The sequence below is a fragment of the Streptomyces sp. NBC_00247 genome (genome assembly GCF_036188265.1).
In the GTDB taxonomy this organism is placed as follows: Bacteria; Actinomycetota; Actinomycetes; order Streptomycetales; family Streptomycetaceae; genus Streptomyces.
This window is the reverse complement of the sequence record NZ_CP108093.1, coordinates 97779-113089: the sequence shown is the minus strand read 5'-3', so window position 1 is coordinate 113089 and position 15311 is coordinate 97779. Positions and strand designations below refer to the sequence as shown.

Genomic DNA, 15311 nt, shown 5'->3' with positions numbered 1-15311 from the left:
GTGTGGGCGGTGCGCTGGGTGTGGGCGGTGCGCTGGGTGTGGGCGGTGCGTCGCGTCCGTACCGATGTGTTTAGCATTCGGTACGCAATGGATACCCTCACGCTTGCCCAAGTGGCCGTGCTCGCCGCGGCGTCCGCCCTCGTCGGCTTCTCGAAGACCTCGATCAACGGCGCCAACACGATCAGTCTCGCGGTCTTCGCGGCCGTGCTCCCGGCCCGTGAGTCCACCGGTGTGCTGCTTCCCCTCCTGATCGCCGGTGACGTCCTCGCCGTGCTCGTCTACCGGCGGCACGCGCACTGGCCGACCCTGCTACGGCTCTTCCCCGCCGTCGCGGTCGGCCTGGTGGCCGGAACGCTCTTCCTGAAGTACGCGGGTGACGGCGCGGTACGGGCGTCGATCGGAGCCATCCTGCTCGTCATGGTCGGCGTCACGCTCCGGCGGCGCCGGCGGACGACAGGGCCGGTGGCCGACGGGGAGCGGGCGGAAGGCGGCCACGGCGGGGAGGCCGAGCCCGGTAAGGAGGCCGGGGAACGGGCGGCGGGAGCGGACGGTACGGCGCCGGGCCCTCCGGGGCGGCGGGCCCGCAACGCCGCACGCGCCCAGGCGGGAACCTACGGGGCACTCGGCGGCTTCACCACCATGGTGGCCAACGCGGCCGGCCCCGTCATGTCGCTCTACCTGCTCTCCTCCGGAATGCGCAAGCTCGGCTTCCTCGGCACGTCCGCCTGGTTCTTCCTGATCGTCAACGTGACCAAGGTGCCGTTCAGCGTGGGGCTGGGCCTGATCGACGGGCGCTCCCTGCTGCTCGACGCGGTTCTGGTGCTCTTCGTCCTGCCCGGCGCCTGGCTGGGCCGCCGGTGCGTGGACCGGATCAACCAGCGGCTCTTCGAGCAAATCGTGCTCGTGGCGACGGTGGTGGGCGGGCTCCAGCTGCTGCTGCTCTGAGAGGGCCCGCCCGATACCGGTCGGACATGCGGACGCGAAGGGCGTGGCGTTGTGGGTGCCCGCGTCCTCGTTGCTCAGGGAAGCAGCAGCCAGTCCGTCCCGACGGCGGCGAGCAGGCCGATGCCGAGCAGCCAACTCGCCAGTCTCGTGCGCCCGTTGCGGCTGAGTTCCATCACCACGCCGCACAGGATCAGGGCGAGCCCGTAGACGCCGACGACCAGCACCGACGAACGGCTGGCGATGCGCATCCACAGGACGACCGCCATCACCGCCATGCCCACCGAGGACAGGACGATGCGCAGCCGTCTGGCTTGACGAGGCGTCAGGCGTCGCTCTCCCCTGTCCTCCGCGCCCGTTTCCTGCTCGGAGGCGTCCCGCTCCGGGGCCGCCTCGTAGCCCGCGGTTTCCCCGCCGGGGGCCGTTCCCCCGGGAGGTGCGCCTTCGCTCTCGTCCTCGCGGTCCTCGCGGTCCTGGTTGTGGTTCTCGTCCTGGTTCGCGTCCTCGTCCTCGACCCGGACCTGTTCCCGGACCTGTTCCCGGTCAGCAGTGCTCATGGAGCCGGATCGTAACGGCTGTCCGCCGCAGGGGGTACGGCGAGCCCCGTGGGGCCGGGGCCCGCGGGGCCTCGACGGTGCCCCCGTCCGGTCGCGCGGCGGTGGTCGCCGAGCGCATCCGTCAGCCGCGACGAGTATCCGGAACGGGCCCCGCACCGCCGGACGCGGCCGAACGCGGACGCGCCGCGATCCCGGGGCGCCCCTACGGGCGGAGCCGAGGCGCCTCCGCGGCGGCGTCCACGCCGCCGGTCGCGCGCCCCCGGCCCGCCGGACGGGCAACGGCCCCCGTCTCCGGGGGCTCCACCCGCCCCGCCAGTTCCCGGGCCCACCCGATCAGCGCGCCGACGCCGATTCCGTACGGCCCGCGGGCGCGGTACGCCTCCAGTACCGCCGCTCCCCGGCGCAGCAACCGGGCACCTCCTACCGCGTTCCCGCGCGCCGCGTGGGTCAGGCCCACCGCCAACTGGGCCATGGCACGCCATAGTTCCCGGTCCTCCTCGGGGCCCGACTTCCAGGCGTCCTCGAAGACCTCGTGCGCGTGGAAGGGCATGCCCCCGTCCAGCAGCCGCTGGGCCTCCCGCAAGGTCTCCTCGGGGGAGCGCACCACACCTTCGGGCTGACGACCGACCCCCTCGGTCCCGTAGGGCAGGGGACGACCCAGCCCGTCCCGGGGGCGCGCGTTGCGCGCTCGGCCTTCGGCGTCGCGGTCCCTGTGCGTTTCGTCCACGGCTCGATTGTGCACCTGAGCGGCTCTTACCTGCGGCGAACTGTTCGAACCACCGCCCGCACCGCCCCGCGCGCGACTACGCTCGGCTCTGTCCGCATCACCTTGGGGAAGGGGAGGCATGAAGCCGTCCCGGCCGTTGTACGAGCGCGATCCCGAACTCGCCGCAGCAGCAGACGCGGTGGCCGCGCTCTGTGGCGCGCAGGCCGTCGGTGGCCTGCTGGTCTGCAGCGGGGAGGCGGGCCTCGGCAAGACCGCGTTGCTGGCGGAGATCCGGGCCATGGCCGCCGACCGCTGCACCGTCTGGTCGGCGCGCGGCGGTGAGACCGTCACGTCGGTGCCGTTCCACGTCGTGCGCCAACTGCTGCAACCCGCGCTCGTCCAGATCCCGACCGACCAGCTCCGCGAGCTGTTCGGCGACTGGTACGAGACCACCGCACCCGCCCTCGGACTCGCGCAGCCCAGCGGACCGCAGCCGGACCCCCAGGGTGTCCGGGACGGCCTCGACCACGTGGTCCGCCAGCTCGCGATCCGGCACAGCCACCGGCCCCTGCTGCTCATCGTGGACGACGCGCACTGGGCGGACGGCGAATCCCTCGACTGGCTGTCCTCGTTCACCGAGAACCTCGGCGATCTGCCTTTACTCGCCGTTCCCGCCTACCGTCCACGAGAAATGGCCGACCGGGGCAGGGCTGGGGCGTTCGACCCGAACGCGGCGAGCGACCCCGCCAGGCTCGTCCGCGTCCCCCTGAGCGCGCTCACCCCCGACGCGACCGCCCACCTGGTCCGGGAGACCCTCGGGGAGCACGCGGACGATCCGTTCTGCCGCGAGGTCTGGGCGGTCACCGGAGGCAACCCCTACGAGGCGGTCGAACTGGTCGCCAAGGTGCAGGACGAGGAGATGCCGCCGGTGGAGGATTCCGCCGGCCAGCTGCGCGAACTCGGCGCCTCGGCCCGGGGCCGCGGGCTCGTCGCCCGTCTCGAACGGCTGGGAACCAACGCCAACAGGTTCGCCTGGGCCGCCGCCGTACTGGGCACGGAGATCTCCCGGGACATCGCGGCCAACCTGGCGGGGATGAGCGCGGCGGAGGCCGCCGACTGCACCCACAAGCTCCGCGAAGCCCGCATCGTCACCGGTTTCGACCCGCTGGAGTTCGTCCACCCGCTCATCGCCTCGACCATCTACGACTCGATCCCTGGGGCCACCCGGACGGCCATGCACGGGCGGGCGGCCTGGGCCCTCACCGACGCCGGACACGGCGTCGCGGCGGCCTCGCGCCATCTGCTCGAAGTACACCCGGACGACGACCAGGGTGTGGTCAGACAGCTCCGCGAGGCGGCCAGGCACCATCTCGCGGTCGGTGCTCCGGAAGCCGCCCGGCGCTGTCTGGAACGCGCCGTGGAAGAGCCGCCCCGGCCCGAGGACCACGCGCTGATCCTCTACGAACTGGGGTGCGCGACGCTCCTCAGCTCGCCCGCCACCACCGTGCGCCATCTGCGGAACGCTGTCGACACACCAGGTCTGGACGACCGTCAGCGGGTGGACGCGATCTTCCGGCTCGCCGCCGCGCTGGCCCACAACAACGAGCTCAAGGAGGCGGCCGACACCCTCGCGGCGGAGTCGGCACGTACCGCTCCCGGGCCGGGCCTGATGCGTCTGCAGGCCGCGCACTTCCAGTGGGAGGGGATGCAGCGGGAGGAGTACGACGGTGCGGCCCGCTCGCGCAGGCTCGCCGGCAACGCGAACCATCTGGAAGGCCGGGACAACCCCGAGCGCGCCCTGATCACCCTGCGCGCCTTCGACGCGATGATGCGGGGCGAGAGCGCCGAGCTCGTCGTCGAGTACTGCGAACGCGCGCTGGTCGACGGCAGCCCGGCCCGTGGCCTCGGCTGGACGGACCCGGAGTGGGGATTCGAGTTCCCCACCATGGTCGGCATCACCTATGCCTTCACCGACCACTACGAGCGGGCCCAGAGCCTGTTCGGCGAAGCGGTGCGGGCCTTCGAGATCTCCGGCTGGAGCGGCGCGCACCTCGCCTTCGCCCATACTCTGCTCGGCCTCGTCGCCCGCCGTCGCGGAAGGCTCGCGGAGGCCGAGGGCTTCCTGCGCGAAGGACTGCGGCTCGCCGACCGTGTCGGCAGCGGCCTTCCCGTCCACTGGGACGCGGCGTGCCTCCTCATCGACACCCTGCTCGCGCGGGGTCGTACGGCCGACGCCCGCAAGGTCGCGGACCAGTACCAGTTCGGTGCCCCGTACCCCAGCGCCATGGTCCTCCCGGACGCCCCGTGCATCAGCGGCCGTCTGCTACTGGCCGAGGGACGGACCGAGGAGGCCATCGCCGAGCTCGAAGCGGCGGGGCTCGCGCTGGAGGCGCGTCAGCGGCACAACGGTGTCTGGGCGCCCTGGGCGTTCGACCTGGCCCGCGCGCTGCGCGACACGGACCCGGTCAAGGGTGCGGAGATCGCCGCCCAGGCGAGGACGCACGCGGAACGCTTCGGAACGGACACCGCGATCGGTGAGGCCCTGCGCTGCCTCGCGGTGTTCGCACCCGCCGAAGAGGCCGAGAAGCTGCTGGCCGACGCCGTACGCCACCTGGAGGCGTCCACCTCCGAGTACGAGCACGCGCTCGCCCGGTACGAGTACGGCATCGCGATCCGCAGCACTCGGGAGCTCGGCCGCGCCCACAAACTGGCCCTCGCCTGCGGTGCCGACGGACTCGCCAACCGTGCCCAGCAGGCACGCGCGTCAATTCGACCCTCGGAGTGAGGTAATGTTTTCCCTGCGCGGCCGACCGGGAAAACCGGGAGGAAACGCAGCGGGACGTGGCGCAGCTTGGTAGCGCACTTGACTGGGGGTCAAGGGGTCGCAGGTTCAAATCCTGTCGTCCCGACTGGAGACAGTCGCAGATCAGGGCCGGTTTCGGAGCAATCCGAAACCGGCCCTTGATCTTTTTGGGGGGCGGCAGGAACCGTTCTGGAAGCCTGGCGCGGCGTACGGCTACCACGCCGTGGTGATCGGCGCGCCGGCCGGCGACGTGATGCGGCTGGCCACCGGCCGATCGATCCAGGAGCTGTACGAGGCGTTCGCCGACCCGGAGCCGGGCATCGCGTACGGGTACACCCGCCGCCGGTACGCCTACCCGGGTGGCGAGGCGCCCGAGAACACGCGCCTGGTGGAGGCGGTGGTACGGGCGGCCCGGGGCGCCTGACGGGGACTCGGGCCGCCGCGTCGTACCGGCGGCCCCGCGCTCACACCGTGAAGCGCACGGCTTCCAGCCAGGAGTCGTTGTTCAGGGTGCCGCCGAATATGTAGTTCCCGGAGGCCTGGCCGATCGGCTTGTCACAGGCGAGACCGCCCCAGCCCGAGCGCACCCGGGCGCTCTGGCAGACCGCGCCGTCACCGACGTTGATGACGAAGCCGAGCATGTAGGGATAGTTCTTGGCCGTGCTGCCGATGTAGTTGTCGATCCCGTCGGCCACACCGTTCCAGGGGGTCTTCCACTCGTCATCGTGTACGAAAGCATTGCCGGCGGTGCCCTTCGTACCGGACACCGCGATGTTGAGGGCCTTGATCTTCTTGCCCGTGATGCCGGTCGTACCGCCGTCGCACACCACGCTCTGCCAGCCGTTGCCCTCGACGTAGGCGCGGTAGCAGATGTGCCGCCCCGGCTGCCGGGCCGCGAGGCGCGACACGGTCAGGGCCGCGGTCTGCGGTATGGGAGCGGCCGCCGACGGCTTCGGGGTGGCGGGCACCGTCTTCTGCGGAGCGGGCGCGGCGGGGAGCGGGGGCTGGTAGGCCTGTGCGGGAGCGGCGGGCAGCGGCGCCGCCACCGGGGTGGGGGAGGCCGTCGGGGTGGGGGAGGCCTTCGGGGTGGGCGACGCCGAGGCCGCCGGGGTGGGGGAGACGACGACGGCCGGGGGCGGCGGGAGGACGCGGGCGGCCGCCGCTTCCTGGCTGTCACCGAGGTCACCGGCGCCGTCGCCCGCCAGTGCGGCGGTGAGCGCGAGGGGCGCGGCCACCGCCGCGGCCGTCCAGCCCAGCGTGGTCCAGACGCGGCGTCCGGGGGCCATTCCCCGGGGCCCGCGGACGCGGCGGCGGCGGAAGGCGTCGGCGAAGTCCGGCCCGGCCGGGGACGGTCCGGCCGGGGTCGTCGGGTCCGGGGACGACCGGGGTTCCAGGGGCTGCTTCGAGTGCTCGGACTGCGAGTTCATGGGGGTGATTGGCTCCAGTCGACGGTCGCGGAGCGGGCAGGAGCGGATCGGGTCCCCCGCTGTCGGGATGTCCGCCGGCCGGGGGTCGGCCCGGGGCGCCACCCTAACGCGGGTTTGTCGCCGCGAGTTTCGAGATCTGCAATGTTCTGAGCTTTTACTGAGCATCAACAAGCGTCTGTGGATCTACGTTGACTGAACGTCACCGTGAACAGAAAGAACATGAGAGGGCATTCCCCCGTGCCCTTGATTCTCCGCCCCCGGGCGATGTGGAGCGAAACAGTGATCGATGCTCACGGCACACCAGATTCGTCCTCTCGACCCGCCACGGCCGAGCGCCACCGGGCGTTGCTCCTGAGGTTCGCGAACCGGCTCACCGGGGACCCGTACCGGGCGGAGGACATCGTCCAGGAGACCCTCCTGCGCGCCTGGAAGCGGCCACCGGCCGCCGTGCCGGTCGACGACGACGAGCGGCTGCTCGCCTGGCTGTACACCGTCGCCCGCAACCTGGCCATCGACATGCACCGCCGCGACCGCGCGGTGCCCGTGGGCGCGCTGCCGCAGCAGCTGCTGAGCCGCAGCGGGGAGTGCGACCTGGCGGAGCAAGTGGTCGACCGCCACGTGGTGCGCAAGGCGCTGGCCCGGCTGTCGCAGGAGCACCGGGAGGTGGTCGTACGGGTCCACCTCTGCGACCGCCCGAGGGACGAGACCGCCCGGGAGATAGGGATATCCCCGGGAACGGTCAAGTCCCGTACCCACTACGCCCTGCGGGCCCTGCGCAGGGAGTTGGCCGCGTGAACGGCGTCGACCCGATCCGCTGGATCTCCGACCACCGGGACGGCATCATCCGGTGGACCCTCCTGGTGTGCGTGGCCTTCCTGCTCTTCCTGCTGGTCCGGCACTTCGCCATGAAGCTGGGCGGCTGGAAGGCGGCCGGCCGGCGCGTGGCGCGGGAGACCGCCCTCACCGGTGCGGCGTTCGCCTCCCCGGCGCGGGCCTGGCTGCGCTACCGCCGGGTGCTGCGCATCCTGGTGCGGCGGCTCCGCTCGCCCGAGAGCTGGCGCGACGCCGAACGGGCCCTGTCCGCGGCGCGGCTCGCGGCCGCGCCCGCCGTGCCGTACGGGGTGCTCGTCGACGACCGGACGGTCACCGTCCTGCTGGCAGGGCGGCACGTTCCCCCGGCGCCCGAACCCTGGGCCGCGGAGGCCGAAGCCGACGATCCGCTGCGCTGGACGGTCCTGCGGTCGGAGCTTCCCGCCGTGGTGCCGGAGGCGGGGCTGAACCGGCCGGTCGTGGTCGCGATCGGCGCCGAGGACGAGCCCGCCGGCCGGTGCGCCTTCCTGGATCTGGCGACGGGGCCGCCGACCCTGGCACTGGACGGGGACGAGCGGGCCCGCGCGGCACTGCTGCCCACCCTCGCCGCGCAGTTGGGGCGGCGGCTGCCGCCCGGGCAGACGGTCGTGGCCGAGGGCGTGCTGCGCGGATACCCGGGCGAGCCGGTGCGGGAGGCGTACCGGAGGGCCAGGGAGACACCGGCCCGGCTGGGTACACCCCCGTTCCTGGCGGCGCGCGAGCTGCCGGACCCGCTCCCGCCCGAGATGGCGGGGCCCCCGGCGGCGGTGCCGGCGCTGCGGGTGCTGGTCCTCGGCTCCGGACGCGGATACGTACGGCGGCTGCACGCCGACCGGTACGGGCAGCTCGCGCTCCCCGGCACGCCGCTGCTGCTGCTGTCGCACGCCCTGCCGCGCGCGGTGTCCCGAACCTTGAAGCGGATCCCGCCGGTGCATCCGCCCGCCCCCTCGGCGGACGGGATGCGGCCGCTCTTCGCGGAAGAGGACGAGGCCGTCCCCGCAGGGCCGAGCGAGGCCGACCCGGACGAGGGGGTGCCGACCGCGGCCCCCGCCGCCCGGGAGATGCGGCGCACGGCACCGAAGACCAGCGAGGCGTCGGCCGGGCCCACCCCCGTTCCGGCCGGCGTCTCGCTGCCCATCCCGCGGCCGAGGGTGCGGGCCGCCGCAGGCCCGGAGACGCACCCGGCCGCCGGGGCCCCGGCCGGCCGGGACCCGGAGCGCGCACAGCCTCCCGCGCCGGCGCCCGCACACGGCGGGCCGGGGCACCCGCCGGAGCCCGGCACCGACGGCCCGGTACCACCCGTCATCTGGGCCGGCTCCGACCCTGACCCGGGAGCCTGGTCCGGGCTGGTCGCCGACCCCGGCGGACCGGACGGACCCGACGGGCCGGACGGTCCCGGACCCCACGGGCCGGGCGGGGAGCCCGATCCGGATGCCGGGGTGCCCTCCGCCCCGCCCCCACGACACCGCTGAAAGCCACCGCAAGGAGTGCCGTGAGACTCACCCTCTCCACCGTCGACGCCCGGGGCCACCGCGCGGACCACCTGCTGGACCTCCCCGACGGCGCCGACCTCGCCGCCCTCGGCGAGGCGCTGGGATCCGCCGAGCTGTATCTCGGGAGCAGTCCGCTCCACCCCGACCTCCCCGTGCGGGGCAGCGGACTGCGCGAGGGCTCGGTGGTCGGCCTGGGCGTCCCGGTGCCCTACCCGGCCGGGGCGTCCGAGGCGTGGCGACCGCCCGACTCCGACCCCGTCCTCGTCGAGATCCAGCACGTCGGCGGACCGGGCGCGGGCAGGGTCTGGCGGCTCGGCCCCGGTGACCACGAGGCCGGTACCGACCGCGGCTGCGTCCTCAGCCTGGACGGCGGCGGGGCGCCCGCGCGGGGCACCTGGATCACGGTGGGCACCGACGGGCGGGTGACCCTGCGGCTCGCCCCCGACGCGGACGCCGAGTGCGGGCTGCGCAGTCTCGCCCCGCCCCCGCCGGTCGACCCGACCACCGGCACCCCGCTCACCGCCGAGGAGCCCGCCGGCCCGCAGGACGGCGGCCCCGGCGGTCACACGCCGGAGCCCGCCCCGCCGGGCCCCGACGGCCACCCCGTTCCGCCGCCGCTGCCGCCCGTCGGGAAGCTGCCGCTGCCGGACGACGGCTCCGTCGAGTGGCCCGCGTACGCCGACCTGTCCCTCGGCGACCATCTGCTGCGCCTGAGCCGGCCCTTCGAGGCGGACGCGGCCGTGAACCGGGCCGCCGACGGCGTGGGCATCGAGTACAACCGGCCGCCGCGGATCGTCCCGCACCTGGACACCGAGTCGATGACCATGCAGGGCCCGCCCGCCGACAACACCAAGCGGCCCTTCCCGTTCCTGATGATGATCTCGCCGCTGATCATGGGCCTGGTCATGATGTTCCTCTTCCGCAGCCTGTACTTCGTCGTCTTCATCCTGCTGACGCCGCTGATGGCCGTCGGCAACTGGGTCTCCGGCCGGCGCACGGGGCGCAAGCAGTACGAGGAGAACCTCCGGATCTACCTGGTCCGCCGCTCCTGGACGGAGCTGGAGATGCGTCAGGCGACCATCGACGAGAGGAAGCTGAGGGCCGACACCTTCCCCGACCCGGCCTCGGTGCTGCTGACCGCCTCCGGGCCCGGCAAGGGACTGTGGCAGCGGCGGCGCCGCGACCCCGACCACCTCACCCTGCGCGTCGGCACCCTGACCCGGCCCTCGCTCAAACGCATCGACGACGGCGCCCGCGACGCCAACCACCGCCAGGTGCACTGGCGGATCGCCGACGCCCCCTTCGGCATCGAACTGGCCGAGCACGGGGTCGTCGGCATCAGCGGTCCCGGCGCCGCCCCGCGCGCCCTGGCCGCCTGGGCCGTCGCCCAGGCGGCCGTCCTGCACAGCCCCCGCGACCTGCGGATCGTCGTCCTCACCGACCGCGAGCACGCGGAGGCCTGGAACTGGGTGCGCTGGCTGCCGCACCTGCGCTCCACCCGCCCCGGCGCCGCCGTCGTCAGCCTCGGCAACGACCCGGAGAGCACCGCGCACCGGGTGAACGAGCTGATCGGCGAGATCCAGAACCGCTCGGACAACAACACCTCCGCCCTGAGCCGCTCGCTCCAACGGGAACCCGACATCATGGTCGTCCTGGACGGTGCGCGCAGGCTCCGCGACGTCCCGGGCGTGGTCCACCTGCTCACCGCCGGGCCCGCCGCCCGGGTGTTCAGCCTCTGCGTCGACGAGCGCGAGCGGCTGCTCCCCGAGGAGTGCACGGCCGTCGTCACCACCACCGGCAACCGGCTGACCGTCCGTACCTCCGGCGTGCCGGCCGTGGAGGACGTCCGGGCCGACCAGGTCGACGCGCAGTGGTGCGAGGAGGTCGGGAGGGCCCTCGCACCGCTGCGCGACGTCACCGTCGACAGCGACTCCGGACTGCCGGAGGACGTCCAGCTGCTGCCGCTGATCGGCCACGAGCCGCCGGACCCGGCCGCCTTCGTCCGGGCGTGGGCCCGCCGGCCCGCCACCAGCTCCTTCGTCGTGGGCTCCGGATACGACGGCCCGCTCACCATCGACCTGGTCCGCGACGGGCCGCACGGCCTGATCGGCGGCACCACCGGCTCCGGCAAGTCCGAGCTGCTCCAGACCATGATCGCCTCGCTGGCCGCCGGCAACCGGCCCGACGAACTCGCCTTCGTCCTGGTCGACTACAAGGGCGGCAGCGCCTTCCGCGAATGCGACCGGCTGCCGCACACCCTCGGCATGATCACCGACCTGGACGGGCACCTGGTCCGCCGGGCCCTGGCCTCGCTCGACGCCGAACTGCGGCGCCGGGAGATCCTGCTCAACGAGGTGGAGGCCAAGGACCACACCGAGTACCGGGCCAAGCGGCCCCGTGACCCGAGGCTCCCCGCACTGCCCCGACTGCTCATCATCATCGACGAGTTCGCCACCGTGGTGCGCGAACTCCCGGAGTTCGTACCCGGCTTGATCAGCCTCGCCCAACGCGGCCGTTCGCTGGGCCTGCACCTGGTCCTCGCCACCCAGCGGCCCGGCGGATCGGTGAGCAACGAGATCCGTGCCAACACCAACCTGCGGATCTCCCTGCGGGTGACCGACCGCTCCGAGAGCCAGGACATCATCGACGCCCCGGACGCCGCCGGTATCTCGGCGAACCACCCCGGCCGGGCCCTGGTCCGGCGCGGTTCGGCCGCCCCGGTGCCCTTCCAGACGGCCTACGTGGGCGCCGAGCGCGGAGGCGCCGCCCCCGACCCGGCGGCCGTCCCCGACCGTCCACTCCGGCCGATCCGGAGCTCCGAACTGACCTGGCAGCGCCTGGGCCGGCCCCCGGCCCTGCCCGAACACTCCGACGACGACCCCGAGGCGATGACGGGACCCGCCCCGGAGGAGCTCCCCACCGACCTGAAGGCCCTGGTCGACACCCTGATCGAGGCCACCGGACGGCTGGAGGACTTCACCCGGCAGCCCAGGCCCTGGCTGCCGCCCCTGGACGAGCAGATCGGCCTGGAGGAGCTTCCCGCGCCCCCGGAGCCCGCGGAGGGCGAGCTCCCGGCGGTCCCCTACGCGCTCCTCGACATCCCCTCACTCCAGCAGCGGCGCCTCGGCGCCATCCAGTGGTCGGCCTTCGGGCACCTCTACGTCATCGGCGCCCCGCGCTCCGGCCGCACTCAGGTGCTGCGCACCATCGCCGGATCCACCGCCCTGTGCATCGACAGCGGCGACCTGCACATGTACGCGATCGACGCGGCCGGCGGCGGTCTCGCCGCACTGGAGGCCCTGCCGCACTGCGGGGGCGTGGTCTCCCGCCACGACACGGAGCGGATGGAGCGGCTGGTCAATCGCCTGGTCGCGGAGTTGACGATCCGCCAGCGTCTGCTGTCCCAGCACGACTGCGCGGGCATCAACGAACTGCGCGCCAAGCTGTCCGCGGCCCGACGCCCCGCCCATCTGGTCCTCTTCATCGACGGCTGGGACGCGCTGAGCCAGCTCCTCGACGACTACGACGGCGGCCGGGTCTACTCCGACGTGGTGCGGTTGCTCCGCGAGGGCGTCGCGGCGGGCATCCACGTGATAGCCACCTCCGAACGCGTCCTGCTCGGGGGCCGTCTGGCCGCGCACAACGACAAGCGTCTCGTGCTCCGGCAGACCGACCCCAGCGACTACAACGTCGTCGGCATGGGCCGGGACCGGGTCCCCGCCCACGTGGCACCGGGCCGAGGCTGGCACGCGCCGGGCGGGGTCGAGGCGCAGATCGCGCTACTGCCGACCATCTCGCCCGAGAGGCCCGACCAGGGTGACGCGCTGCGCGGCATCGGCAAGCAGGCCTGGGCGCGGGAGAGCGAGGTGCCCTCGCGGAAGCGGCCGTTCAAGATCGGCGAGATGCCCACCCTGATCGGCTTCCAGGAGGCCGTCGACCAGATCCCCAAGGCTCAACTGCGCCCGTTGTGGGCGCTGATGGGCGTCGGCGGCGACGCGGTCGGCCCGATCGGCTACGACTTCCAGGAGGGCGGCGGCTCCTTCGTCGTCGCGGGACCGCCCCGGACCGGCCGCAGCACCGCGCTCGCCGCGATGTCCGTCTCCCTGCTGCTCGGCGGCACCCGGCTGATCGTGATCACCCCGCGCGAGTCACAGCTGCGCCGGCTCGCCGCGCACGACCTGGCCCACGTGTTCCGCGAGCCGGACCCCTCCAACGAGGCGCTCACCGAAGCCCTGAACGCCGTCGCGGGACAGCCGGTGGTCGTGGTCGTGGACGACGCGGACCTGCTGCTGGCGGCGGACGCCGACCGCACCCTGCGGCAGGTGGCCACGTCCGGGCGGGACCACATGCAGGGCCTGCTGCTGGCCGGCCTGCCGGAGTCGATGCACTCGCTGGGCTGGGTGGGTACGGCCCGCCGGGCCCGGCGCGGGCTGCTCCTCGGCCCCAAGAGCCCCGGCGAGGGCGACCTCATCGGGTCCCGCATCTCCGGCGACCAGATCCGTACACAGCTGGGGGCGGGACGCGGCTGGACGGCGGGCGAGAACGGCAGCGCCATCGCCGTGCAGGTGCCGCTGACGGTCCTGGACGCCTGAAGATCGCGGCGGCGTCGAAGGGCCGGGCCACCTGGCCCGGCCCTTCGACGTACGTCTCACCCGGGGAACGTCACTTCTGTGCGGCGGCCTCGGCCTGCGCCTTCTTGATCTCCTCGACGATCTGCGAGTCGGACTGCCCCATCGACTCGGCGATCTTCTTGAAGTTGTCCGCGTACGAGGCGATGTTGGCCGCGGAGGTCTTCATCTGCTTGCTGAACTCGTTGTAGGCGTCCCGCATGACGGGGCTCGCCTTCTCGAAGACCAGGCCGTTCTGGAGCAGACCGCTGACGGTGCCCTCCAGCGAGGTCAGCTCGTTCGATATGTCCGTGAGCTTGTTGCCCATGGTGGTACAGCCGCTGAAGATCTCGTCGTAGTCGAATACGACGTCGTCATTGCCGACAGGCATCCTGACAGCCCTTTCTGTTGAGTGTCCCTGCGTCGTACGAGGCGCCAGGCCGTGTCCGACCATTCCCGCCCGGCGGGAATGGTCGGACACGGCCCCGGGCCGATCAGTTGCCGCTGCTGTTGACCTTCTCGGCCAGGTCGGCGTCCATGCCCTGGACCGACTCCTTGATCGCCTGGAACTGCTTGGCGTAGCCCTTGATGGACTCCGTCGCCTGCGTCAGGGCGGTGTTGAACTTCTCGTACTGCTGCTGGAGGGCGGGGCTGCTCTTCTCCAGGACGAGGAAGGTGGACAGCAGACTGTCCACCTCCTTCTTGGCCTCCGTCATCCGGGGCACCAGGGTGACGTCGACGCTGGTGTTGAGCATGCCGGCGACCCGGTCGATCTCGGCGTAGGAAAGGCGGATGTTGGCTACCACGAGTGGTTCTCCCTCTGTCGGGCGGAGCTTCGAGTAGGTGCTGCGGGCAAAACCGCGGTGCGCGTCAGGCGTAGGTGTACGAGTAGTCGTCCTCCTCCTCGACGACCTCCTCCCACTCGGCGGTGGGACCCGAGCGGGTGTACTGGGTGGTCTCGTCGTCCTGGACGACCTTCATCGTCCCGGAGCCGTCGTCGTTGATCACCACCGTCGAGGTGCTGGTCTTGCCGTCGCCGCCGGTGGTGGTCACCGTGTAGTCGCGGGTGTCGTACGGCTTGCCGTCGCCGGGCGGGTCGACCATCTTCGGCGCGCCCTGCTCGTAGGTGGTGGACGTGGTGAACGTCTGCCCGTTGGTCTTGACGGTGGACGTCTCCGTGATGACGTTGTCGTCCTTGTCGAGGACCAGATCGACGTCGACGGAACCGGTCGTCGTCTCGGAGTGGTAGTGGGTCGGCGGAGTGTCCGGCGGCTTGGGCGGCGCGTCGCCGGGCTTCAGCGGCGGGTCGTCCGCATCGCGCCACGCCTGGCACCAGCCGGGTGCGTCATCGGCGTTGCAGACCATGCGGATGCTCGCGTCCGGGTTCTTCTCGAAGTAGTCGGAGGCGCCGATGCTCTTCAGGAAGTCGTCCCACTCCTTCTTGTCCTGCACCCAGTCGTCGTACGCCTCCTTCTTGTTCTTCCAGTCCTCCAGCCCGATCGACTTGCCCATGACTCCGGCGCTGCCGCTGATCTGGGAGTCGGCGTCGAAGAACACGTCGGAGACGCTCTTGAAGAGTTCGGCCAGTTCGTTCAGGCCGTCCTTGGCCTTTCCCTGGCGCCTCTTCGAGAAGGAGTAGAAGTAGTTGAACTCCGCCGAGAGATTCGCGTTCCCGAGGATCCTGCGGCGCTCGCTGGACTTCGCGTCGCCCAGGCTTTTGTAGGAGCCGTCGCCCGCTCCCGCTCCCGCCTGGGACGCCAGATCACGGAGCTTCGACTGGACCTCGTGGAGCAACCCGTAGTCGATGGCGAAGTCCGAGGTGATGTCGGCCACGGCCACCTCCTTCCTGCTCGTACCTTGCTTCGACCACGCTCCGGACCCCACTTCGGTTCAACCGGGCCGAGGATTGGACGGCGGCAGCCTTGAA

11 protein-coding genes, 1 tRNA gene and 1 pseudogene are annotated in these 15311 nt (G+C 72.6%); 7 read left to right on the top strand and 6 right to left on the bottom strand.

What is annotated here, in order from left to right; translation table 11 throughout:
- Positions 1-87 precede the first annotated feature (87 nt).
- On the top strand, positions 88-945 hold the full coding sequence (locus tag OHT52_RS00445; RefSeq protein ID WP_328718056.1) for a sulfite exporter TauE/SafE family protein: 858 nt from the start codon (positions 88-90) through the stop codon (positions 943-945).
- A 74-nt stretch (positions 946-1019) separates the two neighbouring features.
- On the opposite strand, the gene OHT52_RS00440 is transcribed toward OHT52_RS00445, so the two are convergent.
- Positions 1020-1499 (bottom strand): hypothetical protein, encoded by a 480-nt coding sequence (locus tag OHT52_RS00440; RefSeq protein ID WP_328718055.1) that lies wholly within the window; start codon positions 1497-1499, stop codon positions 1020-1022.
- 202 nt (positions 1500-1701) lie between these two features.
- Positions 1702-2226, bottom strand: a complete 525-nt coding sequence (locus tag OHT52_RS00435) for a DUF309 domain-containing protein (RefSeq protein WP_328718054.1) — start codon at positions 2224-2226, stop codon at positions 1702-1704.
- A 118-nt stretch (positions 2227-2344) separates the two neighbouring features.
- Here OHT52_RS00435 and OHT52_RS00430 point away from each other — a divergent pair, with 118 nt between their 5' ends.
- From OHT52_RS00430 to OHT52_RS00420, 3 genes and pseudogenes are all read left to right on the top strand, one after another.
- A complete protein-coding gene (locus OHT52_RS00430) occupies positions 2345-4990 on the top strand; it encodes an ATP-binding protein (protein WP_328718053.1) in 2646 nt (881 codons plus the stop codon).
- Positions 4991-5040: 50 nt separating this feature from the next.
- Positions 5041-5114: transfer RNA gene (locus OHT52_RS00425), tRNA-Pro, on the top strand.
- Between the two features lie 186 nt (positions 5115-5300).
- Positions 5301-5432: pseudogene (locus OHT52_RS00420) on the top strand (EstA family serine hydrolase); the annotation flags it as partial.
- Between the two features lie 40 nt (positions 5433-5472).
- On the opposite strand, the gene OHT52_RS00415 reads toward OHT52_RS00420, so the two are convergent.
- A complete protein-coding gene (locus OHT52_RS00415) occupies positions 5473-6435 on the bottom strand; it encodes a hypothetical protein (protein WP_328718052.1) in 963 nt (320 codons plus the stop codon).
- Between the two features lie 279 nt (positions 6436-6714).
- Here OHT52_RS00415 and OHT52_RS00410 point away from each other — a divergent pair, with 279 nt between their 5' ends.
- From OHT52_RS00410 to OHT52_RS00400, 3 genes are read left to right on the top strand one after another with little or no spacing between them, the layout of a single operon-like run.
- On the top strand, positions 6715-7230 hold the full coding sequence (locus OHT52_RS00410) for a sigma-70 family RNA polymerase sigma factor (protein ID WP_328718051.1): 516 nt from the start codon (positions 6715-6717) through the stop codon (positions 7228-7230).
- The gene (locus OHT52_RS00405; RefSeq protein WP_328718050.1) at positions 7227-8756 is read left to right on the top strand and encodes a hypothetical protein; all 1530 of its coding nucleotides are present in this window, start codon (positions 7227-7229) and stop codon (positions 8754-8756) included. The genes OHT52_RS00410 and OHT52_RS00405 overlap by 4 nt, the downstream gene beginning before the upstream one ends.
- 20 nt (positions 8757-8776) lie before the next feature.
- Complete coding sequence (locus OHT52_RS00400) at positions 8777-13369, top strand: FtsK/SpoIIIE domain-containing protein (protein ID WP_328718049.1); 4593 nt, start codon at positions 8777-8779, stop codon at positions 13367-13369.
- Between the two features lie 70 nt (positions 13370-13439).
- On the opposite strand, the gene OHT52_RS00395 is transcribed toward OHT52_RS00400, so the two are convergent.
- The 3 genes from OHT52_RS00395 to OHT52_RS00385 form a co-directional block, all read right to left on the bottom strand.
- Entirely contained in the window at positions 13440-13775 is a 336-nt protein-coding gene (locus OHT52_RS00395; protein WP_266712146.1) for a hypothetical protein, read from the bottom strand.
- A gap of 103 nt (positions 13776-13878) precedes the next feature.
- Positions 13879-14190, bottom strand: coding sequence for a hypothetical protein (locus tag OHT52_RS00390; RefSeq protein WP_328718048.1), 312 nt, complete (start codon positions 14188-14190; stop codon positions 13879-13881).
- A gap of 64 nt (positions 14191-14254) precedes the next feature.
- Positions 14255-15217 carry a serine/arginine repetitive matrix protein 2 gene (locus OHT52_RS00385; RefSeq protein ID WP_328718046.1) on the bottom strand — a complete coding sequence of 321 codons (963 nt, stop codon included), beginning with the start codon at positions 15215-15217 and terminating at the stop codon, positions 14255-14257.
- Between the last annotated feature and the right edge of the window lie 94 nt (positions 15218-15311).

Coding starts and splice junctions, on each gene's coding strand:
- OHT52_RS00415 (WP_328718052.1), bottom strand. CDS start 6,435: ATGAACTCGCAGTCCGAGCACTCGAAGCAGCCCCTGGAACCCCGGTCG.
- OHT52_RS00430 (WP_328718053.1), top strand. CDS start 2,345: ATGAAGCCGTCCCGGCCGTTGTACGAGCGCGATCCCGAACTCGCCGCA.
- OHT52_RS00445 (WP_328718056.1), top strand. CDS start 88: ATGGATACCCTCACGCTTGCCCAAGTGGCCGTGCTCGCCGCGGCGTCC.
- OHT52_RS00395 (WP_266712146.1), bottom strand. CDS start 13,775: ATGCCTGTCGGCAATGACGACGTCGTATTCGACTACGACGAGATCTTC.
- OHT52_RS00440 (WP_328718055.1), bottom strand. CDS start 1,499: ATGAGCACTGCTGACCGGGAACAGGTCCGGGAACAGGTCCGGGTCGAG.